The 20813-nt window shown below is 35.6% G+C and carries 33 protein-coding genes; 26 read left to right on the forward strand and 7 right to left on the reverse strand.

Annotated elements, in window-relative coordinates; all coding sequences use genetic code 11:
* Positions 1–10 precede the first annotated feature (10 nt).
* Positions 11–946: a DNA-binding protein WhiA gene (gene whiA, locus LG377_RS03540; protein WP_225743329.1), complete on the forward strand. Its 936-nt coding sequence runs from the start codon at positions 11–13 to the stop codon at positions 944–946.
* Between the two features lie 231 nt (positions 947–1177).
* On the opposite strand, the gene LG377_RS03545 is transcribed toward whiA, so the two are convergent.
* The 7 genes from LG377_RS03545 to LG377_RS03575 all read right to left on the reverse strand — a co-directional run bounded on the left by LG377_RS03545 (position 1178) and on the right by LG377_RS03575 (position 6679).
* On the reverse strand, positions 1178–2296 hold the full coding sequence (locus tag LG377_RS03545) for a site-specific integrase (RefSeq protein WP_225743330.1): 1119 nt from the start codon (positions 2294–2296) through the stop codon (positions 1178–1180).
* Between the two features lie 19 nt (positions 2297–2315).
* On the reverse strand, positions 2316–2642 hold the full coding sequence (locus tag LG377_RS03550; protein ID WP_225743331.1) for a hypothetical protein: 327 nt from the start codon (positions 2640–2642) through the stop codon (positions 2316–2318).
* A gap of 177 nt (positions 2643–2819) precedes the next feature.
* Positions 2820–4325 (reverse strand): RNA-binding domain-containing protein, encoded by a 1506-nt coding sequence (locus tag LG377_RS03555; protein ID WP_225743332.1) that lies wholly within the window; start codon positions 4323–4325, stop codon positions 2820–2822.
* A 247-nt stretch (positions 4326–4572) separates the two neighbouring features.
* Positions 4573–4950 (reverse strand): S24 family peptidase, encoded by a 378-nt coding sequence (locus LG377_RS03560; protein WP_225743333.1) that lies wholly within the window; start codon positions 4948–4950, stop codon positions 4573–4575.
* 19 nt (positions 4951–4969) lie between these two features.
* Complete coding sequence (locus LG377_RS03565) at positions 4970–5863, reverse strand: SHOCT domain-containing protein (RefSeq protein ID WP_225743334.1); 894 nt, start codon at positions 5861–5863, stop codon at positions 4970–4972.
* An 11-nt stretch (positions 5864–5874) separates the two neighbouring features.
* On the reverse strand, positions 5875–6312 hold the full coding sequence (locus tag LG377_RS03570; protein ID WP_225743335.1) for an ImmA/IrrE family metallo-endopeptidase: 438 nt from the start codon (positions 6310–6312) through the stop codon (positions 5875–5877).
* Positions 6296–6679 (reverse strand): helix-turn-helix domain-containing protein, encoded by a 384-nt coding sequence (locus LG377_RS03575; protein ID WP_225743336.1) that lies wholly within the window; start codon positions 6677–6679, stop codon positions 6296–6298. The genes LG377_RS03570 and LG377_RS03575 overlap by 17 nt, the downstream gene beginning before the upstream one ends.
* Before the next feature lie 169 nt (positions 6680–6848).
* Here LG377_RS03575 and LG377_RS03580 point away from each other — a divergent pair, with 169 nt between their 5' ends.
* The 25 genes from LG377_RS03580 (at position 6849) to LG377_RS03700 (ending at position 20773) form a co-directional block, all read left to right on the forward strand.
* The gene (locus LG377_RS03580) at positions 6849–7073 is read left to right on the forward strand and encodes a helix-turn-helix transcriptional regulator (protein ID WP_225743337.1); all 225 of its coding nucleotides are present in this window, start codon (positions 6849–6851) and stop codon (positions 7071–7073) included.
* A gap of 65 nt (positions 7074–7138) precedes the next feature.
* Positions 7139–7405: an AlpA family transcriptional regulator gene (locus LG377_RS03585; RefSeq protein WP_225743338.1), complete on the forward strand. Its 267-nt coding sequence runs from the start codon at positions 7139–7141 to the stop codon at positions 7403–7405.
* 16 nt (positions 7406–7421) lie between these two features.
* Positions 7422–7580 carry a hypothetical protein gene (locus LG377_RS03590; protein WP_225743339.1) on the forward strand — a complete coding sequence of 53 codons (159 nt, stop codon included), beginning with the start codon at positions 7422–7424 and terminating at the stop codon, positions 7578–7580.
* A 15-nt stretch (positions 7581–7595) separates the two neighbouring features.
* Positions 7596–8348 (forward strand): phage regulatory protein/antirepressor Ant, encoded by a 753-nt coding sequence (locus tag LG377_RS03595; protein WP_225743340.1) that lies wholly within the window; start codon positions 7596–7598, stop codon positions 8346–8348.
* A complete protein-coding gene (locus LG377_RS03600; protein WP_225743341.1) occupies positions 8329–8850 on the forward strand; it encodes a helix-turn-helix transcriptional regulator in 522 nt (173 codons plus the stop codon). The genes LG377_RS03595 and LG377_RS03600 overlap by 20 nt, the downstream gene beginning before the upstream one ends.
* Entirely contained in the window at positions 8820–9113 is a 294-nt protein-coding gene (locus LG377_RS03605) for a hypothetical protein (protein ID WP_225743342.1), read from the forward strand. The genes LG377_RS03600 and LG377_RS03605 overlap by 31 nt, the downstream gene beginning before the upstream one ends.
* 74 nt (positions 9114–9187) lie before the next feature.
* Positions 9188–11206, forward strand: a complete 2019-nt coding sequence (locus LG377_RS03610) for an AAA family ATPase (RefSeq protein ID WP_225743343.1) — start codon at positions 9188–9190, stop codon at positions 11204–11206.
* 2 nt (positions 11207–11208) lie between these two features.
* Complete coding sequence (bet, locus tag LG377_RS03615; RefSeq protein WP_225743344.1) at positions 11209–11976, forward strand: phage recombination protein Bet; 768 nt, start codon at positions 11209–11211, stop codon at positions 11974–11976.
* A 2-nt stretch (positions 11977–11978) separates the two neighbouring features.
* Positions 11979–12680 (forward strand): MBL fold metallo-hydrolase, encoded by a 702-nt coding sequence (locus LG377_RS03620; RefSeq protein ID WP_225743345.1) that lies wholly within the window; start codon positions 11979–11981, stop codon positions 12678–12680.
* 3 nt (positions 12681–12683) lie between these two features.
* Entirely contained in the window at positions 12684–13667 is a 984-nt protein-coding gene (locus LG377_RS03625; RefSeq protein WP_225743346.1) for a Lin1244/Lin1753 domain-containing protein, read from the forward strand.
* A 2-nt stretch (positions 13668–13669) separates the two neighbouring features.
* Positions 13670–13864: a hypothetical protein gene (locus LG377_RS03630; RefSeq protein ID WP_225743347.1), complete on the forward strand. Its 195-nt coding sequence runs from the start codon at positions 13670–13672 to the stop codon at positions 13862–13864.
* A gap of 11 nt (positions 13865–13875) precedes the next feature.
* Positions 13876–14697, forward strand: coding sequence for a DNA adenine methylase (locus LG377_RS03635; protein ID WP_225743348.1), 822 nt, complete (start codon positions 13876–13878; stop codon positions 14695–14697).
* The gene (locus tag LG377_RS03640) at positions 14694–15077 is read left to right on the forward strand and encodes a hypothetical protein (protein ID WP_225743349.1); all 384 of its coding nucleotides are present in this window, start codon (positions 14694–14696) and stop codon (positions 15075–15077) included. Before LG377_RS03635 ends, LG377_RS03640 begins: the two co-directional genes overlap by 4 nt.
* Positions 15077–15448, forward strand: coding sequence for a hypothetical protein (locus LG377_RS03645; RefSeq protein ID WP_225743350.1), 372 nt, complete (start codon positions 15077–15079; stop codon positions 15446–15448). The genes LG377_RS03640 and LG377_RS03645 overlap by 1 nt, the downstream gene beginning before the upstream one ends.
* A gap of 14 nt (positions 15449–15462) precedes the next feature.
* A complete protein-coding gene (locus LG377_RS03650) occupies positions 15463–15603 on the forward strand; it encodes a hypothetical protein (protein WP_225743351.1) in 141 nt (46 codons plus the stop codon).
* A 13-nt stretch (positions 15604–15616) separates the two neighbouring features.
* Positions 15617–16129: a Holliday junction resolvase RecU gene (locus LG377_RS03655; RefSeq protein WP_225743352.1), complete on the forward strand. Its 513-nt coding sequence runs from the start codon at positions 15617–15619 to the stop codon at positions 16127–16129.
* Positions 16126–16911: a DUF1642 domain-containing protein gene (locus LG377_RS03660; RefSeq protein WP_225743353.1), complete on the forward strand. Its 786-nt coding sequence runs from the start codon at positions 16126–16128 to the stop codon at positions 16909–16911. Before LG377_RS03655 ends, LG377_RS03660 begins: the two co-directional genes overlap by 4 nt.
* Positions 16904–17050, forward strand: a complete 147-nt coding sequence (locus LG377_RS03665; RefSeq protein WP_225743354.1) for a hypothetical protein — start codon at positions 16904–16906, stop codon at positions 17048–17050. The genes LG377_RS03660 and LG377_RS03665 overlap by 8 nt, the downstream gene beginning before the upstream one ends.
* Complete coding sequence (locus LG377_RS03670) at positions 17047–17250, forward strand: DUF6877 family protein (protein ID WP_225743355.1); 204 nt, start codon at positions 17047–17049, stop codon at positions 17248–17250. The genes LG377_RS03665 and LG377_RS03670 overlap by 4 nt, the downstream gene beginning before the upstream one ends.
* On the forward strand, positions 17247–17471 hold the full coding sequence (locus tag LG377_RS03675; RefSeq protein WP_225743356.1) for a hypothetical protein: 225 nt from the start codon (positions 17247–17249) through the stop codon (positions 17469–17471). The genes LG377_RS03670 and LG377_RS03675 overlap by 4 nt, the downstream gene beginning before the upstream one ends.
* Complete coding sequence (locus tag LG377_RS03680; protein WP_225743357.1) at positions 17452–17637, forward strand: XtrA/YqaO family protein; 186 nt, start codon at positions 17452–17454, stop codon at positions 17635–17637. Before LG377_RS03675 ends, LG377_RS03680 begins: the two co-directional genes overlap by 20 nt.
* A gap of 88 nt (positions 17638–17725) precedes the next feature.
* Entirely contained in the window at positions 17726–18151 is a 426-nt protein-coding gene (locus LG377_RS03685) for an ArpU family phage packaging/lysis transcriptional regulator (RefSeq protein WP_225743358.1), read from the forward strand.
* 207 nt (positions 18152–18358) lie between these two features.
* Entirely contained in the window at positions 18359–18676 is a 318-nt protein-coding gene (locus tag LG377_RS03690) for a hypothetical protein (RefSeq protein ID WP_225743359.1), read from the forward strand.
* 62 nt (positions 18677–18738) lie between these two features.
* Positions 18739–19470 carry a phage terminase small subunit gene (gene terS, locus LG377_RS03695; RefSeq protein ID WP_225743360.1) on the forward strand — a complete coding sequence of 244 codons (732 nt, stop codon included), beginning with the start codon at positions 18739–18741 and terminating at the stop codon, positions 19468–19470.
* A complete protein-coding gene (locus LG377_RS03700; protein ID WP_225743361.1) occupies positions 19445–20773 on the forward strand; it encodes a PBSX family phage terminase large subunit in 1329 nt (442 codons plus the stop codon). The genes terS and LG377_RS03700 overlap by 26 nt, the downstream gene beginning before the upstream one ends.
* Positions 20774–20813: the final 40 nt, after the last annotated feature.

Genomic DNA, 20813 nt, shown 5'->3' on the forward strand with positions numbered 1-20813 from the left:
AAGAGAAAACGTGTCATTTGCAGCTGAAGTGAAAAAAGAATTAACGATGCTGGAAGTTCATCCGGAACATGCTAAGGCAGAACTTGCCGCGTTGATTCGAATGAACGGAACATTAAGTATAGTGAATCAAGAATTCTTATTGAACGTACAGACAGAGAATGCAGCGATTGCTAGACGCATCTATTCGCTGATCAAAGATAACTTTGATGTAGAATCTGAATTGCTTGTTCGTAAGAAAATGAAGTTAAAGAAAAATAATGTCTATATTGTTCGATTGAAAAGTGGAAGTAAATTAATTTTATCTGAACTAGGTATTATGGATGGGATGCTTTATCATGGTCACGTTCCTGAAGAAATCACGAAAAATAGACAAAAAGCGAAATCTTATTTGAGAGGTGCCTTTTTAGCAGGAGGATCTGTGAATAGTCCAGGAACCAGTCGGTATCATTTAGAAATCCATTCTAGTTACGAAGAACACAACGAAGATATCTGTAATATGATGAAAGAATTTGAACTAAATGGTCGTACACATGAAAGAAGAAATGGTCATATCGTTTACTTGAAAGAGTCAGAAAAAATCGCGAATTTCCTTTCTCTTATTGGCGCGACAGGAAGTATGTTCAAATTTGAAGATGTACGAATTGTCAGGGATATGAGGAATTCTGTTAATCGACTTGTTAACTGTGAAAATGCGAATATGAACAAGACGATTGATGCAGCAGGAAAGCAGATCGAAAATATCAAGCTGATTGACAAAATGGTTGGACTGGATTCTATTCCTGATAAACTTCAAGAAATTGCCTTGCTTAGAGTAGAGTATCCAGATGTTAGTCTGAAAGAGCTCGGAGAGCTGGTGCCTAACGGTGGCGTATCCAAATCTGGGGTCAATCACCGTCTCAGAAAATTAAATAAAATGGCGGAAGAGCTAAAAGAGTATCCAGCTTAATTGAAAAAGAGGGATCCTGAAAAGAATTTCTCGGGATTCCACCTTGTTTTAAAGGTAACTTTAAAGTAAACTAGTTAATTGAGTCATCACTCACCATGGTGTAATGGATAACACCTGAGATTCCGGTTCTCAAGCTGGGGGTTCGATTCCCTCTGGTGAGGTATATAATCATTTAAACCCCTATATGAAGGGGTTTTTGTTTTGTTGACCAAGGAATTGACCAAGGGTAGCTTAAAAATCGACATGATCAGAAAATTTCTCAGCAAAACTATCACGACTGGCATTAGTAATGTGAGTGTAGATTTCCATCGTAGTAGATGCTTGGCCATGACCTAATCGTGCTTGAACTTCTTTGACAGATGCACCTGCTTCAAATAGCAAACTGGCATGTGTGTGTCTTAAACCATGAACATCAAGATAGGGTAAGCCAGCTTTCTTTTCCGCTATCTTTAACCACTTTACTGGTTTAGAGAGAGTGAGCCAGCCATCATTACGTTCGTTGGTGAAAATCCATTTTGATTCATTAAATTCTTTCCACTCCAAAAGCATATCCATCGTTTTTTGATCAACTGAAGCTATCCTGTTAGAGGCTTTATTCTTTGGTCCTTTTAAGTAAATCTCCGTTTTGCCCTCACGTTCTTTTCTTCCTAAAGCTTTGTTGACCATCAAGGTTTTGTTTTTTTCATCTAAATCATCCCAGGTTAGCGCTAAAGCTTCCCCACGTCTTAATCCAGTAAAGGCGATTAATCTAATTAAAGCTCTGGCTTGCAAGTGATCCCAGTCATCAATGGCAGACATAAGTTTTTTAAGTTCATCTGTTTCGTAAAACTTTTTTTCTTTTTTTAACGGTTCGACTTTAGGTTTAACAATTAAATCAAATGGATTTCGTATAACGTACTCTTCAGTTAAAGCATAATTCATTACACTCTTTGCATATCCTATCATTTTATTAGAAGATACATATTCTGACCAGTTATTGACTCCTGATTGTGCAGTAGCGGTATCGAGGCTCTTCACTTTGTAATCCCCGAAAATAGGGAGTATGTGCAGCTTAAACATTCTGTCCGTTTTTAATAATGTTGATTCACTGACTGATTGCTTATAACCTTCACGCCATTCAATCCATACATCCTTAAAAGAGTAGTTTTGATCATCCGTTGTGTTAAAGATAGTGCCGTCAGCTACTTTTGCCTCTAATCGTTTAAGAGCTATTTTTGCATCTTTCTGAGTTCTAAACCCTCTTTTAGTAGTGTGCTTTTCTTTTCCAGTATTAGGATCTACACCTAGATAAATCTTGAACATCCATGCAGTAGACCCGTTGCTCTTTGTATACTTTCTAAGTTGAGCCATTTGATTCAGTCTCCCTTGATCAGTCGTTCTTTTTAGCTTTTTTGTTTTGATATCTCAGATAAATATTCAAGTAGTCATCTTCTAAGTTGTGTGACACACGTACTGGCTTATTTATATTGATATCATGAAGAAGAATAGGGAAACGTTTAATAATTTCCCAATCTTTTGAAGTAGTTTCACGCTTTCCATATTTCATCAACTGAATTTGAACATGATCTTTGTAGTAATAGACATACATAGCGCCTTTGTGATCAATATCAAATGAACGAGTTCTCTCGCACTCTTTAGTTTCCGTACTTTTCTTAATAAAATCCGGTTCTAGCTTAGTTAATTCAATAATAAACATATCATCTCTCCTAATTTCGTATTTTTTGGTGATAATTACGTACGTATGTTCTTTTTAGTGTGAAATAAAAACTACTTTAATTAATTATCGTTAATGAAGTAGTTTAATATTTTTCCATATTATTGGACACTGCTAATAGCGGTTGAAAATTTAGTATAAAAAAGGAGGTGCGTTTATTTAATTGTTTATATAAAACTCTTCGAGTTGTTTATAAGCATGTTGCAATTGAGCCAAGTATTCCGAAGTTGATTGGTTCAATGCGTATTTGGTAGAACGTCCTTTTCCTTCTTGAACAATTATTTTTTTGTCTATCAAATTCTTTATTGCTTGATCAAAATAATATTTGGTTATTTTTAAATTATCTCTGATTTCTGAACTTGATACAGAAGATATGCTTTTTAGTATATAACGTAATATTTTCTTCTCATTATCGTTTAACTCTGGATGTGAATCGACGATATCAATTTTCCACAACTTTATGATTGTTTTGTGAGCTTCATTTTTCACATCAGGTAATTTCAATTTATTTCTTTCTGCTGCTTGAAATATTTTAGGCCCTCCAGAACCTGCTCTTTCACAAAGGCCAACTCTTCTGAAAAGAGTAACTATTGTGTTATTTCTAGGTTTCGAATCTCCGCCTCTTAAAAATTCTTCAACTGAAATTCTCATATTTCCTGGATTAGAAAAAATATAATAACCTCTATACGCTTCAACCTTAATTGGTTCTTCAAAATAGTAATCAGCATGTATTAACGCATTGGCCAAGCTTTCTCTTAAAGCAATTTCAAAATCAGTAGTCACTCTTGATCTAGACAAATTTTCATCTAATTTAAATTCGTCCGCAAGAGTTATTTTTAGTTTATCTAGGACTATTCTAAAAAATTCAAAGATATTCAGATTTGTATAAGAAGGATCTCCTGTAGCAACTCTATCTATCCACCGTTCATTGGAACTAGTTTTATATTGATAATCTAAATGAAAGTGCGGAACTAATTCAGTTATAGACTGATAATTTCCAAAGAAAAGTAATCCGCCTAAAGATAATTTGTATTTTCCTTTTGATGATGTTCTATCCTTTTTATACGCTCCTATTTCAATTAAAATATCTTCTTGTGACATTTGATGATATTTTGAATTTTCATCTTGTCCTATTAACATTCTTCTATAACTTTCAACGGATGATGAGTTAAGATCAGTAATATCATAGTTATCAAGCAGTTCGCTATCTAAATTGTCTTTAGAATTTCGAATCATATACTTTAGTTCATCTTCGGAAGCGTGACGATCTCCTTCATACTCTCTAATGTATGTCTTTTTAATGTTTCCATTTAGATATATAGGTTTCTTACTTTGAGGAGCTTCAGGCACTTTGATCTCAATAACCTTTTTCTCATCTATGACTCTAACCTGTACATCTTTTTCTGATATACAATTGAAATTCACTTTCTGCTTATTGTTTAAGCTATTAAATAGATCTGATAGAATTTTAGCCTCGCTATTAATACCGACTACTTCAAATTCTCCTTTTTTAGGCTCGGCTACACCGAGAACGACTAATCCACCTTCTGTATTAGCGAAAGAGGAATAAGTTTCCCAAAAATCTTTTGGAAGTGCATTTTTTGCTGTTTTATATTCTAAATGCTTGCCTTCGTTACTTAATTGACGTTTTCTTATAGGTGTCATTTTAGTATCCTCATCTATAGTATTCTACTGATTATATTAAATTTCTACCGATTAGCTAATATAAATTTTCCTTTTATAATAGACTTTTATCTAACAATTCTACTGATTAGCGAAGAATTTCTACCGATTAGCTAAAAATATCTGCTAATTAATTAAAATATTCTATTATTTTATCAGTCATTCCTTGGCGAACGGGGAGGTATGTTTTTTACTGAGTAAAGACATTCCTAGACTAAGATATCCAAGTTCAATTATGAATCTTCAAATCTACATCATCATTGAAAGATTTAAAGCTAAAAACGACTTTTCCAACAACTTTTATACTATCTAAATTAGTAATACTCAGCTCTGTTTCAAAATCAAAATACGAAGAAGTCGACTTGAGTAGGAGAGTGTTCTCTTTTTTAGTTACTTGAACAGTCATTTCTTTTTCAGCAGTGAGTCCATTGGATTCAATCGTAACGAAATCTCCATTTTGAATAGTACTCCAAAAATCCGGTTTAACATTAGTATCAATTGCAATAATTGAGCCATTTGTAAAGTAGGGATTATCATTAGTTGTTGTCACCTTAGAGAAAATCAAGTCATCTATATTCAAGTTTGGTGTATTAATCATTAAATGCATTAAATCATTCCTCTGGAAATTAGTTTAGTAATTCTTTCTTCTTAGCATCAAACTCATCTTTACTAATTATCTCTAGATCCAACAATTCCTTGTATTCTTTCAACAAATCTATATTAGATTTTTCAGCAACAATTAGAGGAGTAGGAACGTCTTTTTGTTCGACTGTAGGTAAATACTTAATTAAACGCTCGTTCTTCTGATTCACTTTAACTACTATACGTCTGATGCTTTGATCCTCTATTTTCCTGAGCACAATCATAGCAGTTGAATTGTCTTTTTTTATAATCTCTTTCTCTTTAGCTGTCATTGCTCCAACGATTGCGCCAGCACCAGGCAAAATCATATTTCCAACGATTGCTCTACCTAGCCACTTTTTCTTTTTTTCAGTATCAATTGAATTTGTGACTACTGTTTCCACGATCGAATATTGTGATTTAAAACCTTCTGCTGTACTGGACTCAACTAATGCATTACCCTTATCGTCATGGTGAAAAGTAATAACTTTTAATGAATTATACGGATCGGTATCGTTTAAAACTTCAAGAATTAAGCGCTCATGATTATCGCCTAATACTTCTTCAGCATATTCTTGTAATTTAGATAGCCTTTTAATCGGATTCGTATTGTCTTGATTAATAACATTTTTATCTAACAGATTAAGTAAGTCATCAATATAGGTAGCTTGTTTCTTTGTATGTTCAATATATTTGAAATTAAAAGGATCAGGTTTGTCTATGTTTTTTCCATCAGTACTTATGTATATTGAAGCAAATTGATTATTCATAAGACTGAAAGGTCTTCTGTAGATACATTGTATGTCGTCTAAAGGAATCGATTTTTTATCAATAGTTAAGCGTTCTCCATCATAAGTCACTTTAGTTTTGAGTATTCTTCCAAACTTAGCTTCAAACATTTTTATTCTCCTCATAAGTATTTTTCCGACAACTCCATCGGTAAGCCGTATAAATTCTCTAAGTCTTGTTTAGTCATGGACTCTACTCCGTATTCTTCAATAAAAAGGTTTAAACAAACTATGGTAGCGAATAAATCGGCTTCATGTTCTATCTTGCTACGATTCTTGCTATTTTGAGTATAGTAACTAACAATGTCCTCATGTTCTAGAGCATGATGAAGTTCATGAGCCAGTACAAAATAGCGTTTATTACTAGTTTCAATTTTTTCTGATATTAAGATAACCTTATCGTCAAAAACCTTTTGATATAAACCATTTGGATATTCCAAAAAATCAACATATTGTACTTCGATACCTAGTTCTTCAATTAGATAGATCGGATTCACAGTTGAATATTCATCTCTCAGTTGCATTAACAAATCTTTCATGTGTTCAGTCTGTTCGGTCATTACCACCACCTTCTTTACGTTTCTTAGCTTTCTCCCAAAAAAGCCCAGTAATAATATCTTTCACTCGTTGTCTTTCTTCTTCTGTAAGGTTCTCTCCGCCATAAGACATATTAGCGTGATTGTCTAAAAAATCGTCTAACGCTACAACATCATTAGAAGAAGCCCATTCAGGAGCATCTCTGCCTAAAAGGTAATCGGTAGATACTTCAAAAAAATCAGCCATCCTTTGCAGAGTGTCAGTGTCAGGATCACGGTTTTCAGACTCATACATAGCGTATGTGGTTCTTCCAATGCCTAACTTATCCGCTACTTCCTTTTGAGTTAAAGACTTTTCTTTCCTTTTTTCTTTCAATCTATGACCTAACATATAAGTTGCTCCTATCGGTTTTCTCTTAGATAGAATACTACACAATTCGTGACATTTAAAGAAAATTGAATATATTCTACAAAAAGTGACATTATAGGTTGACAAGTCACGTAGTGTGTATTATAGTTTAATTACACGATACGTGACATAATGAAAGCGAGGTGATTATATGAAAAATAGAATCTGGCTCAAAGAGATTAGAGAAAAAAGTAATTTAACTCAGGAAGAAATGGCACAGACTCTAGGCTTACCTAGAACTACCTACGCTATGTACGAATTAGGCGAAAGAACGCCTAGTCCACAAAGAGCAATCGAATTGGGTCGCAAACTTAACGTAGAGTGGAGTATTTTTTTTACAACAGAGAGTCACGTAGTGTGTAATATTAGTTCTTAAATTCATTATACCGTGGAATTCTACGTAATGTAGAACTATAAATACGGAATTAAGGAGGAATTGCAATGTCAATTTTAAGCAAGGAGACAGAAGAGGAGTTAACAGAGAGAGTTTTAGCTCTCGTGGAAATTAGCATAGCCAAAAATGAAGAACGGAACAAACAGCGTCAAAGGTATTTAAGGATTCCGGAAGCAGTCGTCTATTGTGGAGTTTCAAGAGCAACCTTAGATCGATGGGTTATCAAATATGGATTGAAAAGATTCACTAGAGATCAGATAGTTTTATACGATCGCAAAGATTTAGATGAATTTATAATCAAATACAAAATTTAGAAAGGAGTTGCTGAATATGGAACAGAAAGAAAAAATTGAATTTATTTTAGAAGTCTCACCAAATTTGGAAAAAATCATCAAGTTTGCTTCCGATGATCAAATTGACAATCTAGTAATTGATGCTCAATACAAACTAGATCATCAGATTAATGTTGCTGCTGCTGAACGTATATAGAAAGGAAAAAATTAAATGGAAACTATGATTTCAATGACTACAACGCAAACTATTGAATCTAGAGAAGTTGCAGAAATGATTGATCGGAAGCATTCGGAACTACTGAAATATATTCGTAGAATTATAGGCTATTTAGCCGAAGGGGAAATTCACTCCGGCTCATTCTTTTTAGAATCATCTTATTTTGATCAAAATAATCAACCAAGACCTTGCTATCTATTAAGCAAACAAGGATGCGAAATGGTTGCAAATAAATTAACTGGTCGAAACGGTACCATTTTCACAGCGAAGTATGTCCAGCGTTTTAATGAAATGGAAATGACTAATTGGGATTCTTACATGATAGATGATCCAGTTAAAAGAGCTGAGAAATGGATAGTAGAGCAAGAAAGAACCAAGCAACTAGCATTGGAGAATGATGAAATGAAACCTAAAGCAGCATTCGCAGATAGTGTTACGGCATCTGGAGATACGATTCTGGTAAGGGACCTTGCTAGATTCTTAAAACAAAACGGTATGAACATTGGCCAGAATCGATTATTCGAAAGACTTAGAAAAGATGGTTATCTAATTAAAAGTGGAAGTCGGAAAAACACACCTACTCAGAAAGCGATGGACTTGGGATTGTTCAAGACAACAGAAAGAACCATTCAACGTTCTGAAGGTAGTGAGATCAAAATCACAACTAAAGTAACAGGCAAAGGGCAATTCTATTTTATCAATAAATACTTGGAGGAATTTAATAACAATGAAATCAATGGTGATTAACACTCAAATTAAAACAGCAATAAGTAGAAAAGGTATGAAGCAGTCACAGCTAGCTAAGAAAACGAACAGAGCAAACTCTACTATTAACGGCTACGCAAATACAGAACCAGCACCAATTGATGCGATGGCAGATATTGCAGAAGCAATGAACGATAGCTTACTCTCTCAAGACTTTGCAAACATGGGGTTCGGACAGTTTCCATCAATGAATAGTGATGTATTCCAAGACAACGTATTGAGTATGGAAGTTATCCATGGAATTGAAGCAACAGAAAGAAAGAGTTACAAACAAGCTGCGCTAATAGCCGTTTCTAAAAATAAAGAAAATCTAGATAAAGAGGATAAAGAAGCGCTGTGGAATTACGCAATGAACTTTTTAGATGAGATCTTCATCGAGTTAAGATACGTCATTTCATTATTGGATCTATTGGATATGAGTTTAATGCAGGCAATTAAGCAAAGGAGACCGCTATGGGTATCAAAACGTTATCTCAAGAAGTAGAGAAAAGAGGTGCTAAAACATTGTTAGAAAGGTTCAGAAGTTATGTAGATAGAAACTTGATCAAATTAGCAGGACTACTTGCGCTGTTCATCTTAACGATTGAAGTTCACAAGTCAGAAGTTGAAAGGCGTATTTCGATGGGAAATCCACCTACATGGGGAGGAGAAATATTAATCATTCCTATCGGACTACTATTGTATTACTTGATCAAAAGCTTTAGAGAATCATGGGAAGAATTTAAAGGGAATGACTGGTATGCATAAAAAAAGACACCTCTGCAAAGGTGCCTAAGAAAAATAACTTAATCATATTATAACAAATAAAAGGAGCGATTTATATGCAAAGAATCGAATTATCATCTATGAAAATACGGAATTTCAAAGGGTTTAAGGAGTTTGAATTTACTCCAAGTGGAAAGAATCAAAAAATAGAAGGAGAGAATGGTACTGGTAAATCTTCAATCTATGATGCATTTTCTTGGGTACTATTTGGAAAAGACAGCCATGATTCATCTGCTTTTGCTTGGAAGCCACTGGATAAGAGAAATAAAGAGATCAATCACTTAGAAACAGAAGTGGAAGCAACACTAGATATCGATGGCTCTGAGTTAGTTCTTTCTAGAATGGTCAGTGAAAAATGGACCCGTAAACGTGGATCGGATAGCAAATCATTTGAAGGTCACGAAACGATTTACCGTATCGATGGAATTAAGACAACTAAAACGAAATATATGAAAAAGATTGAAGAGGTCATTCCAGAAGAAACATTCAAGCAGCTTACGAACGTTTATTTCATCGCTGAAGTTATGAAGGCAAAAGACCGCCGAAGCTTACTATTCTCACTAGTTGAAGAAGTATCTGATCAAGAGGTCATTGATAGCAAAAATGAACTAATACCTCTAAATAACCTTTTAAATGGTCGTCTAGTTGATGATGTACGTCAGTTGATTACAGAAGAAAAACGTAATGTGAACAAAGATTTAGACCGTATTCCAGATCGTATTGATGAAGTTGATAGATCTCTTCCGGATTTAAGCAAATTAGATAAAGAAGAAATAGGAAAAGAACTATTAATCGTTTCACATACTATAACTGAGGTAGAAGAAGAGTTAGCTTCATTCTCTAATGGCAGTCGTCTTACGAATCTCAAATCAAAGCTTCAAACAAAAGAAGCTGAACTACAGACAGCAAGAAGTAATTACCAAATAAAGCAGAATGAATCAATTGAAGATCTTCAAAATCAGAGAACAGAATTATTTGATGCTGCAATGGAAGCTAACAACGATTTGAAGGATGAAGAAAGTATCACGGAGAACTTGCAGAAAGAAGTAGAAACTTTTGAGTCTGAAATTAAAGATATCGAAGCTGAACAAAATGACTTAAGAGAAGAATTCAAGAAAGTACATGCAGAAATATATCCTGAATTTGATGAACACAAACAATCTTGCTCAGTGTGTGGTCAAGACTACCCGGAAGAGAAACAAGTTGAGATCAAGGGGAACTATGATAGAGAGAAAGAACAATTCAATATAAATAAAGCTAAGCGACTAGAAGATATCAACTTAACTGGCAAAGAACTAACTAAGAAGAAAGAAAGCTATGCTAAATCGATTGAAGACAAGCAAGAAAAGCTATTAGATCGTTCTCTTCTTGAAAGATTAACTAGACAACGTGATAAGTTGAAAGGTCAGCATGAAGATATCAAAAAACAAATTGAAGAGATTAAACATCAAGCAGATCCTTTTGAAGATTCTTCTGTATATGGATCTATCAATGCTCAAATCGATAAAATCAAACTTGATATCAAAAAGACAGAAGAATCGGCAGATGAACAATTAAAAGAGAAAGAACATAGATTGAAAAAGCTTAAGGAAGATAAGGAAGCATTACAAGATAAGCTGTACCAATTCAAACAAGTTGATAAACAAGAACAGCGTAAACAAGAGTTGATTGAAGAAGAAAAAACTTTATCGGCTCGTTACGGCGAATTAGAGAACCAGCTGTACCTACTTGAAGAATTTGTAAGAACAAAAGTCGCTATGCTGACTGGGCGCATTAATAAACTATTTGATTTTGTTGAGTTTAAATTATTTGAAGATCAGATAAACGGTGGACTGAAAGAGGTATGTGAACCGCTGGTAAATGGCATACCTTTCTCTAACGGATTAAACAGTGCTGCACGAATCAATGCAGGGTTAGACATCATTAACTCCTTGAGTCGATTAAAAGGCGTGAGCGCTCCAATTTTCATCGATAACAGCGAATCAATTACTAAAATAATTGATACAGAAGCGCAAACAATCCAACTAGTCGTAGTTGAAGGACAAAACGAATTAAAAATTGAAGGAGTGGCATAAACATGGTAAACGAACTATTAGAAAAACCAACAGTATTTGAAGTGAATGGTGAAGAAGTCAAGTTGACCGGAACTATGGTCAAAAGTTTTTTAACTAGTGGTAACGGAGCCGTATCCGATCAAGAGTTAGTAATGTTCATTAATCTCTGCAAATATCAAAAATTAAATCCATTTTTAAAAGAAGCTTATCTAGTTAAATTTGGAACTAAAGATGCTCAAATCATCGTATCAAAAGAAGCATTCATGAAACGCGCAGAATCTCATCCTCAATACGATGGATTCCAAGCTGGAATTATCGTTGAACGTGAAAATGGTCTCGTTGAAATAGAGGGTGCAATTAAATTGTCGAATGACAAAATACTAGGTGGCTGGGCCAAAATATATAGGAAAGATAGAGAGAGACCAGTAAGCGTGAAAATCGCCTTTCAAGAGTTTTCTAAAGGTCAATCTACTTGGAATACTATGCCACTCAATATGATTCGAAAAACAGCCATAGTTAACGCTATGAGAGAAGCTTTTCCGGATAATCTAGGAGCTATGTATACGGAAGAAGAAGCACAACAAGATGGAATAAAGACAGCTGAACCTATCGATGACGTTCAAAAAGAAATTGATGACAATGCAAATCAACAAATCATTGATTTTTCTGATCAGACAACTAGTACTGATAATCAACAAACTATTAGAAAATCAGCTGAACCTGTTTCTGAAGTTATTGAAGAGCAAGGGGCTATGTTTGAAAACCTTGAAGACGTTATGCCGGACTTTTAATCATGAAAATCAAAGTATACGGATCAAGTAGTTCTGGTAACTCTTATATGATTTCTGATGGAGAGAGTTCTTTAATGCTAGAAGCCGGTATTAATTTAAAGAGAATGCGTGATGTTGAATGGCAGTCGGTTGTTGGCTGCCTTATCACTCATGAACATGGTGACCATTCAAAGCATGCACAGGCTTTGTTGAAACAAACAGGAGTAGACGTTTATACAAGTAAGGGAACGCAAGAGGTTTTAAATTTACCCAACCATAGAGTTAAACCGTTGACTGCATTACAGCAACAGAAGATAGGTGAATGGACTATTTTACCATTTGATGTTCAGCACGATGTAAATGAGCCTTTAGGGTTCTTTATCCAAACACCAAGTAATAAGAAAATCTTGTTCGCTACAGATACGTACTATATCAAATACAAATTCCCTGGTATAACGCACATGATGATCGAATGTAATTATTCGGTAGATATTCTAAATGAAAATGTTCGAAATGAGACCGTTGGAGCGTTTTTAAAACGAAGAGTTATAAAGAGTCACTTTGAACTCGAGAACGTCAAAACGTTCATAAAATCAAATGATGTGAGTCTATTAGAAGAAACATGGCTCTTACATCTATCAGATAATAACTCAGATGAAAGAAGATTTAAAAAGGAGATTCAGGCATTAACTGGTACACCAGTATATGTAGCTAGAGGAGTGTAAAGCATGGCAAGACCAAGAAAAACGGGCATTGACTATTTCCCTTTTGACGTCGATTTCTTATCTGATATAAAAATCAGAAAGATTCTAAGAGGGTGCGGTGAAGGTGCAATAGGGATATTAATTAGTGTTTTATCCAATATTTACAGAGATGAAGGGTACTTTATCCTAGTTGATGACGACTTTTACTTCTTCATAGCAGATGAATTGGGTATTACAGAAGAGCAGGTCGCTAAAGTGATCAGCAAAGGTGTTGAAGTAGAGCTATTCAATAAGAGAATGTTCGACACGTATAAGATACTAACGTCTTCCGGTATTCAAAAGAGATACATGAAGGCTACTGAAAAAAGGAAGAATGTGGAACTTGAAAAAACGTACTGTATTGTAGGCGATAAAAACATTTCTAGTCACGTTAACTTAGTTAATGACGTAGTAAAGGTGGAAGAAACCGAGTTATCGGAGGAAGAAACCCCGGTTAATGACAACGGAAGTACACAAAGTATAGTACAGGATAGTAAAGGACAGGAAAGTAAAGTAACTACTACAGGTGGTAGCGAAGATTCTCCTTCCCAAAAATTTACGGCTTTAAGAGATTTTGAAACATTGTGGTTATTCCCTAATCAATTCCAGAAAGAAGATCTTTACGATCTGATTGACAAACATGGAGAAGTGTTAGTATCGGCATCTATTCGATTAGCTGGTAGTAAAGACGTTCCTAAGAACAATGCTATTAACTTCTTAAAGGCTGTTCTAAAAGAATGGGCTGAAAACAACGTGACTAATCTGGAGCAAGTAGATGCCTACCAGCTTCAAAGAGATCAGAAGAATAAGAACCAGTATTCTACTAAACCGACAGGTCGAACCGAAACGATGCCTGCATGGGCTGATGAAGAGAACAAGGGTGAAGAAATAGACGAAGAGAAGCAGAAAGAGTTTGCTGAAAGACTAGAAAGAATTAGAAACAGAGGTAAAGCCAAACAGGAGGGATAAACATGTCTCAAGTCAATTTAGAAATAGATACTAAGCAACAATCGATTGAACGAACCGAGAAGTTTATCGAGGACTACGAAAAGCTATTGACTCAGCCAGCTTTGTCGAATAGTGCTAGAGAACGTGCGGAGAAAGATGTTGACGCTATGAAAGAGGTTTTGGATATGGCTTACCGTTATGCGGATTTATTGGAGTAGGTGAATGATATATGAGACGAATACTAAATTATCCAGGTAGCAAGTGGCGTATGGCTGACCTAATCATAAAACAGTTCCCTGAACACAAATCTTATTTAGAACCTTATTTTGGTAGTGGAGCTGTTTTCTTTAATAAACCAAAAGACATTTTAGAAACGATCAATGATATAGATGGACGTATAGTTAATCTGTTTAAACAGACAAGAGAGAAACCTCAGGAGTTGAGTTATTTAATCCAGATGACGCCTTACTCCAGAGAAGAGTATCAACTTTCTGGAAATATATCTGCTAATGATTTAGAAGATGCAAGAAGAATGTTAGTTAGGTGTTGGTTCGCAATCGGAGGAAAGACTAACGCAATGGTTGGGTGGAGAAGAAACATTTCTTGGAATGGGCCGTACAACACTTACGACTGGTCAAATATACCTAACATTATATTAGATGCAGCAGAACGATTGAAAGATGCTCAAATCGAACATAAAGATGCAATTGATTTGATTGAAGAAATGAACGATAAAGATACGCTTATCTATGCTGATCCACCATATTTAAATACTACGAGATCATCTAACCATTACTCGAATGAAATGGATGAGAGAGAACACTTTCGTTTAATTGATTCTTTAAAGCGACATGAAGGACCCGTTATCTTGAGTGGTTACGAAAGTGAGATTTATAGTGATTCACTTAAAGACTGGCAAAAGATTTACTTTGAAACAAGAGTGGGCATCAATAACCAAAATAAAAAGATCGCAAAAGAAGTACTTTGGATGAACTTTAAGCCAAACGGACAAATTGACCTAATGGAGTATCTGGAAGGAGCAAACCAATGAACGCAGAAGTAGCGCAAGAATTCATGAAGATAGCGGCTAAACATTCACCAGATATTTTTATAAATTACAATCTTGAATTGATTGTAATACCTAGAAACAATATTTATTTCAGACTCAAAGATGTCGAAAGTAAATTGGATTTACAACGCAAAGTTATTGAATGGCTTTCTAGAGGGTGTCATACAGGGGTTAGCAATCCAGTCCAAAAGAAACTTAGAAATATTTGTAATGATTATCTGGGAACTTCATTCACTAAAGAAGAATTCGATTCAATCTACACTTATTTGGGGAATGGCGTTGATAGCAAGGCAACGATTAAATTTATCGAATCAGGATTTAATTTAAATGTAATTGATAAATTGATGGAAGGAGCAAGTTGATGAGTGATCAAAAAATGCAAGTCATCGTTAAATCTTATGACAAAACAGAATTGAGAATTGAGATGTCAGTTGAAGAAGGACAAGCGCTGATTGAAAACTTAAATGACAATTATTCTGTCATCGTAAATTTATTAGCAAAAACAAATGTCAGTAAATTAAACCAAGCAGACTACAATGCTTTATGGGCAGTCATGAGAGATAAGCAAAGAGAATTCGAAATCGATTATACCGAGAAAATCAAGGGATGGACCAACGAACAACGTCTTAGGTTTGCTGGTTATACAGACGAGAATATCAAAGATATGTTAGCTGAACATCCCGATGAAGACCCAGAAGAAGTTTTCTCTGATGAAATTAGTTATTGGGAATAGAAAGGAGCAGGTGAATGTTAGTAGAAGAATTGATTAAGCAACTTGAAAAATTAGACCCTAATGCAGAAGTATTGCTGTATAACAACGATCAAGACACTTATGAGCCAGTAGATGGCGCTAGAAAAGATGTAACCGGAGATATCATTATTTTTTAGGAAGGAGCACCAAATGCAGAGAACTAAAAGCCATAGCGCATTACTGGCCAAACGTAACGGAGAGAACTTTGAAAGATTAATTGAAATGACCTGCGCCTATTACTCAAAAATGGGCGTAGCATATATTCAAAAGACACCAGAGCCTATGAAGGTAATCGCTGTACTTGATAAAGTCAAAGGTCACTTTAGAGCGCATTACGAAAAGAAAGCTCAACCAGATTTTACTGGTACGCTTAAAAGTGGTAAATCAGTCGTATTTGAAGCGAAACACACAGAAGGTACAAACATACCGTTTAAACGCATTATCGAGGAGCAAGAGCGAGATTTAAGACTACACGACCACTTAGGAGCTGTAGCATTCGTTCTAATCAGTTTCAAGATGAAGCATTTCTATGCAGTGCCTTATAAGGACTGGATACACATGAAAGAGACTAGCGGTAAGAAATCAGTTAATCAAGATGATTTAGCTAAGTACCAGGTGTCGACCGATAGAGGTTATTTGAGTATTTTGGAGGGATTGGAATGAATAAGCAAGAAGTGATCAATGATTTAAAAGGAGAAATGATGGTAGGCACAATGCTGGAACATATTTTCGACAATAATAAAGCTGCTGATTTTAGAAGAGTTTTCAACGGCGCTTTAGAACTAGCTATCGAAATAGTTGATCAATTAGACGAACCGGAAATAACAGAAGAACAAGCACTGAATAAATTAGCTGAAACGTTGCCTATAAGTTCTGAACAATTATCTTCAAACATTCGAAAGTTAGTTGTGCATGGTGGTACTGTAAGTTATGGGTTAAGAGTTGAAGATGCTGCGGAAATGATAGCTGATAACATTCGCCTTTCAGAATTGGAACAACAAATCAAAGGAGTAAGCGGAATGGATTTAGAGCAGGTGAAGGATGAGTTTGTTAGCGGGAAGTTGGTGGTTGGGGAGAAAGTGGTTGTCCCTCAGTTTGTGGCTGATTGGATAGAAGAACACAAAGAAGATTTCAGCTTATTATGGGTGGCTCAAGAAATCTCAGAAGGCCTTGTGAATTTAGATGTAGATAATTGGGCTGATAATAATTTTGATTCATTTGCTAAAGCTTGGCTAAACGGCTACGAAGTCGAGAAAGAAACACGCTATCTTATGCCTGTTCCGTATCAGAAATCGGATCAAGTCTACTATTGCGGAATTGGGGATAACATCCAAACGAAATGGTCGGCAGATAAACATCAGCACCACAAATATACGCAAGAAGAACTAGATAATCACTTCCCTGATATTAAGCATATGGCGATTGAGGTGAAAGACCATGAATGAACGATATAAAAAAATCGCACTCTTAAACGTGTTCGGTGTCATGGTAAGCGTGGCATTGGGTAATTATGTCATTGCCTTCTTGAATTTGATTGCAGCAGCATCTGTTTATATTACCGGGAGAATCGAGGTCAAAAGATGACTTACGCTGAACGAATAAGCAAAGCGCTAGATAAATTGCCTAACGAAATATCATTGAAAGTAGCTACAGATATCGACAAGCGAATATCTGATTGGCTTTCAGGAGATGGCCACAAAGCGGATGATCCGTATATTCTTCAGCAAGTGAGATTTGCTGAAAATGCAGTTAAAGTATATGAAAAGAAAGAAGGGTTAAAATGAGTTTGTTTAATTTAATTATGGCAGGGGTTATCCTGTACATCTTCGGTGTTCTGATTTATTTCACAGTAGAGGTGTGTAAGCAATTCAGCTTAGATAACAAGTTGAAGAACGCAAAAACGATTAATGAGATCATGCGGACCAATAACGAGAATATAAGAATCAGACTACAAACGGAAGAAATGCAGAAAGAAAAGGGATGCTATGGAAATAGAAAGACTTGATATAGCTACGGATCAGATAACTGGCAAGCCGTTAGATAATTGTGTGGTGCTAGTATCTGATGGGAAAGTGAAATTAGTACAGTTGACGGACTTTATGGAATTGAAGATCAAAAGCAATGATGGTAAAATTACTTTAGTAGAAAATGTTGAAAAACATTTATTTTAATATGCTGACCGAGAACCGGAGGCACTGAGTAGACTCATTACGAGTTTATTCGGTGCCTCTTTTTTTATCTGATAAAGGGGAGATTACTATGCTGGAGTTATTTATGGGGATCAACAAAGAGATAACCAAAGACAACGCGGATGAGTTGATGAAGCTTTATAGACGATTACTTAGAATGGCTGATAAAGAGTTCACTCCTAAAATGACAGCTACTTACTCATTTGAGCCCAAATCATATACAGGTACGAATCCTGACACGATTGGGGATGCCGTTACTCGTAAAATAGTCGCTCAGCAAGAGCTGAATAAAATAGTAGAAGCCATAAATAAATTGAATAGCTATAATAGACAGCTTTTATACTTAAAGTACATGAATAAGGTAGAGTTATCAGACGTAAAGATTTATACAGAGCTAGCCATGAGTGAAAGTACGTTTTACCGTGAGTTAGAGAAGGCGCAGTTGGAACTGGCAGAAGCATACGAAGGTGGCGAATTGCTGAGTTATTATCTTTGAATTATTTTGGGAGACTTTTGGGAGAATTATGAGCGAGAACTGACAGAAACATGAAAGGGAATAAGAGGATATAGCTGTTATTATGATAGTGTGCTTTAAATAGCACAGGCATTTGCGATACCTCCTTTATTTTAGTTAGTCTTACTTGCGGAAACGAGTTGAGACTTTCGGTATATACGTAAAGCACTTACAATCGTAGGTGCTTTTTTGTATAATCAAAAGAAAGGGAGTGGTAATTTGATTATTAGAATAGGCAATAGAGTTTTTCAAGAGTTTCAAGCAAAATCCGGGGATGTTGTTACTTCAAATATGAGTAAACATTTCAAGGCTTTTATAGTAGATGAAGAGAATCACAAAAAATTTTTAATTGACGAAGAGTATGAAATGATTGAGGATAAATATATAAATGATAGCGACGGTGTTAGTATACCTGCTAAAGGACTGTATTATATAGTTAGCGAAGCTTCTAATAATATGCCACTAAGAGCAGCGGATGCTAGACTATATGAAATAAAAGACTCCTAACAGGGTCTTTTTTGTACATAGGATTACAAAACAAACACAGATTATTTGGAGGTGGTGGAGATGTGCCTAGAAAGAGAAATCCGAAACGTGATCAAGCGTATCGACTATGGATAGAATCCAATAAAGAAAAGAAACTTAAGGATATTGCCAACGAAATAGACGCATCTCCATCAACTGTTAGAAAGTGGAAATCAGAAGATAATTGGGATGAAGAAACGAAAAGGAACGCTCCGATTGAAAAGGAGCGTTACGATTCAATGCGCGGTAATAAGAACGCTAAAGGTAATTCTGGAGGTAAAGCTCCACCTGGCAATAAGAACGCAGTCACTCATGGTCTCTTCGCTAAGTGGTTACCACAAGAAACGCAGGAAATTATGGAGACGTTACAAGATAGAACAGAAGCCGATATGCTTTGGGACTCAATCATGTTCCAGTATACGGCTATTTTGCGTTCTCAGAAGATTATGTTTGTTGTTGACCAGGATGACACGACTAAAGAACAAACACAATACGGATTCGGTGAAGCTGGTTCAGATAAGTACGAATATCAATATGCTTGGGATAAACAAGCTACCTTCTTATCCGCTCAATCTAGAGCGCTTAGTACACTTTCGAATCTTATTAAGCGGTTTGTGTCTATGACTGATGAAGCAGACGAGAGAAGACAGAAACTAGAGCTGATGAAGCATCAAATCGACAAGACGAAAGCAGAAGCTGATCGAATTAAAGAAGATCATGGTGATGACATAGAGGAGATTGTTATCGTGGATGAATGGACTGATTCGGATGCTTAAACAAAAACGCAAGATCGTGTTCAAAGTCCAAGAAAATATCAATCCCCACTTTAAAGAGGTCTGGCAGTCTAAAAAACCTTACAATATTTTAAAAGGTGGCCGGAACTCCTTTAAGTCTTCAGTTATTGCTTTGAAACTCGTATTTATGATGATAGCTTATATTCTAAAGGGTCAGAAAGCAAATGTCGTGATTGTTCGTAAGGTTGGTAACACGATTCGTGATTCGGTTTTTAACAAGATTCAATGGGCTTTAAAGCTATTTGGTATGATGAATAAATTTAGCACAACAGTGTCACCTTTTAAAATCACTCATAAGCGAACCGGATCTACCTTCTATTTCTACGGTCAGGATGATTTCCAAAAGCTTAAATCGAATGATATTGAAGATATTATAGCTGTTTGGTATGAAGAGGCTGCAGAATTTAAGAGTAAAGAAGAGTTTGATCAATCGAATATCACGTTTATGCGGCAAAAACATGTTTTAGCACCATATGTTCAATTCTTTTGGTCCTATAACCCACCTAGAAATCCGTACCATTGGATAAATGAGTGGGCTGACCAGATGCTGAACAAGCCAAATTACTTAGTCCATGTATCTACCTATTTGGATGATGAATTAGGCTTCGTTACTGATCAAATGCTTGAAGATATCGAGCTTATTAAAACTAACGATTATGATTATTACCGCTATATTTATTTAGGTGAAGCTGTTGGTCTTGGTACTAATGTCTATAACATGTCGCTGTTTAACATGATAAAAGAGCTGCCTAGTGATGATCCAGTCGTCGACGTAGCTTACAGTTTAGACGTTGGGCATCAAACAAGTGCAACAATCGCTGGTTGCTTTGGAATTACAGCAAAAGGAAACGTCATTCTTTTAGACACTTGGTACTACAGTCCTGAAGGAAGAGTGAAGAAGAAAGCACCAAGTGAATTATCTAAAGACGTTCACGACTTCGTTAAAAGTAAAGGCTACAGTGTTTATAAGAGAACGATTGATAGTGCTGAGGGTGGTTTTAGAAATCAGTATCGCTTAGATTACGGCATCATGTGGCATGGGGTAGGTAAGAAAGAAAAACACATTATGATTGATTACACTCACGACCTTTTAGCTCAGGGTCGTTTTTTTGTACTCGACGTACCAGGTAACAAGATTTTCATTGAACAATGTAAGAAATATGAATGGGATGCATCCACCATGCATAGTGATAGTCCTAAAGTTATCAAAGAAGATGACCATGCACCGGATATGTTCCAGTATTTTGTTACGGATAACTTGAGACGATTGAGACTGAAACAATAATTAAATCACTGAAAGGTGGTGAAGCCATGTGGCGACAAAT

It is taken from the genome of Marinilactibacillus sp. Marseille-P9653, assembly GCF_916618885.1.
GTDB lineage: Bacteria > Bacillota > Bacilli > Lactobacillales > Carnobacteriaceae_A > Marinilactibacillus.

Bases quoted from the DNA above. Each gene is read 5' to 3' on its own strand.
- LG377_RS03545 (WP_225743330.1), bottom strand. From the start codon at position 2,296: ATGGCTCAACTTAGAAAGTATACAAAGAGCAACGGGTCTACTGCATGG.
- LG377_RS03550 (WP_225743331.1), bottom strand. From the start codon at position 2,642: ATGTTTATTATTGAATTAACTAAGCTAGAACCGGATTTTATTAAGAAA.
- LG377_RS03555 (WP_225743332.1), bottom strand. From the start codon at position 4,325: ATGACACCTATAAGAAAACGTCAATTAAGTAACGAAGGCAAGCATTTA.
- LG377_RS03560 (WP_225743333.1), bottom strand. From the start codon at position 4,950: ATGCATTTAATGATTAATACACCAAACTTGAATATAGATGACTTGATT.
- LG377_RS03565 (WP_225743334.1), bottom strand. From the start codon at position 5,863: ATGTTTGAAGCTAAGTTTGGAAGAATACTCAAAACTAAAGTGACTTAT.
- LG377_RS03570 (WP_225743335.1), bottom strand. From the start codon at position 6,312: ATGACCGAACAGACTGAACACATGAAAGATTTGTTAATGCAACTGAGA.
- LG377_RS03575 (WP_225743336.1), bottom strand. From the start codon at position 6,679: ATGTTAGGTCATAGATTGAAAGAAAAAAGGAAAGAAAAGTCTTTAACT.
- LG377_RS03580 (WP_225743337.1), top strand. From the start codon at position 6,849: ATGAAAAATAGAATCTGGCTCAAAGAGATTAGAGAAAAAAGTAATTTA.
- LG377_RS03585 (WP_225743338.1), top strand. From the start codon at position 7,139: ATGTCAATTTTAAGCAAGGAGACAGAAGAGGAGTTAACAGAGAGAGTT.
- LG377_RS03590 (WP_225743339.1), top strand. From the start codon at position 7,422: ATGGAACAGAAAGAAAAAATTGAATTTATTTTAGAAGTCTCACCAAAT.
- LG377_RS03595 (WP_225743340.1), top strand. From the start codon at position 7,596: ATGGAAACTATGATTTCAATGACTACAACGCAAACTATTGAATCTAGA.
- LG377_RS03600 (WP_225743341.1), top strand. From the start codon at position 8,329: ATGAAATCAATGGTGATTAACACTCAAATTAAAACAGCAATAAGTAGA.
- LG377_RS03605 (WP_225743342.1), top strand. From the start codon at position 8,820: ATGGGTATCAAAACGTTATCTCAAGAAGTAGAGAAAAGAGGTGCTAAA.
- LG377_RS03610 (WP_225743343.1), top strand. From the start codon at position 9,188: ATGCAAAGAATCGAATTATCATCTATGAAAATACGGAATTTCAAAGGG.
- bet (WP_225743344.1), top strand. From the start codon at position 11,209: ATGGTAAACGAACTATTAGAAAAACCAACAGTATTTGAAGTGAATGGT.
- LG377_RS03620 (WP_225743345.1), top strand. From the start codon at position 11,979: ATGAAAATCAAAGTATACGGATCAAGTAGTTCTGGTAACTCTTATATG.
- LG377_RS03625 (WP_225743346.1), top strand. From the start codon at position 12,684: ATGGCAAGACCAAGAAAAACGGGCATTGACTATTTCCCTTTTGACGTC.
- LG377_RS03630 (WP_225743347.1), top strand. From the start codon at position 13,670: ATGTCTCAAGTCAATTTAGAAATAGATACTAAGCAACAATCGATTGAA.
- LG377_RS03635 (WP_225743348.1), top strand. From the start codon at position 13,876: ATGAGACGAATACTAAATTATCCAGGTAGCAAGTGGCGTATGGCTGAC.
- LG377_RS03640 (WP_225743349.1), top strand. From the start codon at position 14,694: ATGAACGCAGAAGTAGCGCAAGAATTCATGAAGATAGCGGCTAAACAT.
- LG377_RS03645 (WP_225743350.1), top strand. From the start codon at position 15,077: ATGAGTGATCAAAAAATGCAAGTCATCGTTAAATCTTATGACAAAACA.
- LG377_RS03650 (WP_225743351.1), top strand. From the start codon at position 15,463: ATGTTAGTAGAAGAATTGATTAAGCAACTTGAAAAATTAGACCCTAAT.
- LG377_RS03655 (WP_225743352.1), top strand. From the start codon at position 15,617: ATGCAGAGAACTAAAAGCCATAGCGCATTACTGGCCAAACGTAACGGA.
- LG377_RS03660 (WP_225743353.1), top strand. From the start codon at position 16,126: ATGAATAAGCAAGAAGTGATCAATGATTTAAAAGGAGAAATGATGGTA.
- LG377_RS03665 (WP_225743354.1), top strand. From the start codon at position 16,904: ATGAATGAACGATATAAAAAAATCGCACTCTTAAACGTGTTCGGTGTC.
- LG377_RS03670 (WP_225743355.1), top strand. From the start codon at position 17,047: ATGACTTACGCTGAACGAATAAGCAAAGCGCTAGATAAATTGCCTAAC.
- LG377_RS03675 (WP_225743356.1), top strand. From the start codon at position 17,247: ATGAGTTTGTTTAATTTAATTATGGCAGGGGTTATCCTGTACATCTTC.
- LG377_RS03680 (WP_225743357.1), top strand. From the start codon at position 17,452: ATGGAAATAGAAAGACTTGATATAGCTACGGATCAGATAACTGGCAAG.
- LG377_RS03685 (WP_225743358.1), top strand. From the start codon at position 17,726: ATGCTGGAGTTATTTATGGGGATCAACAAAGAGATAACCAAAGACAAC.
- LG377_RS03700 (WP_225743361.1), top strand. From the start codon at position 19,445: ATGAATGGACTGATTCGGATGCTTAAACAAAAACGCAAGATCGTGTTC.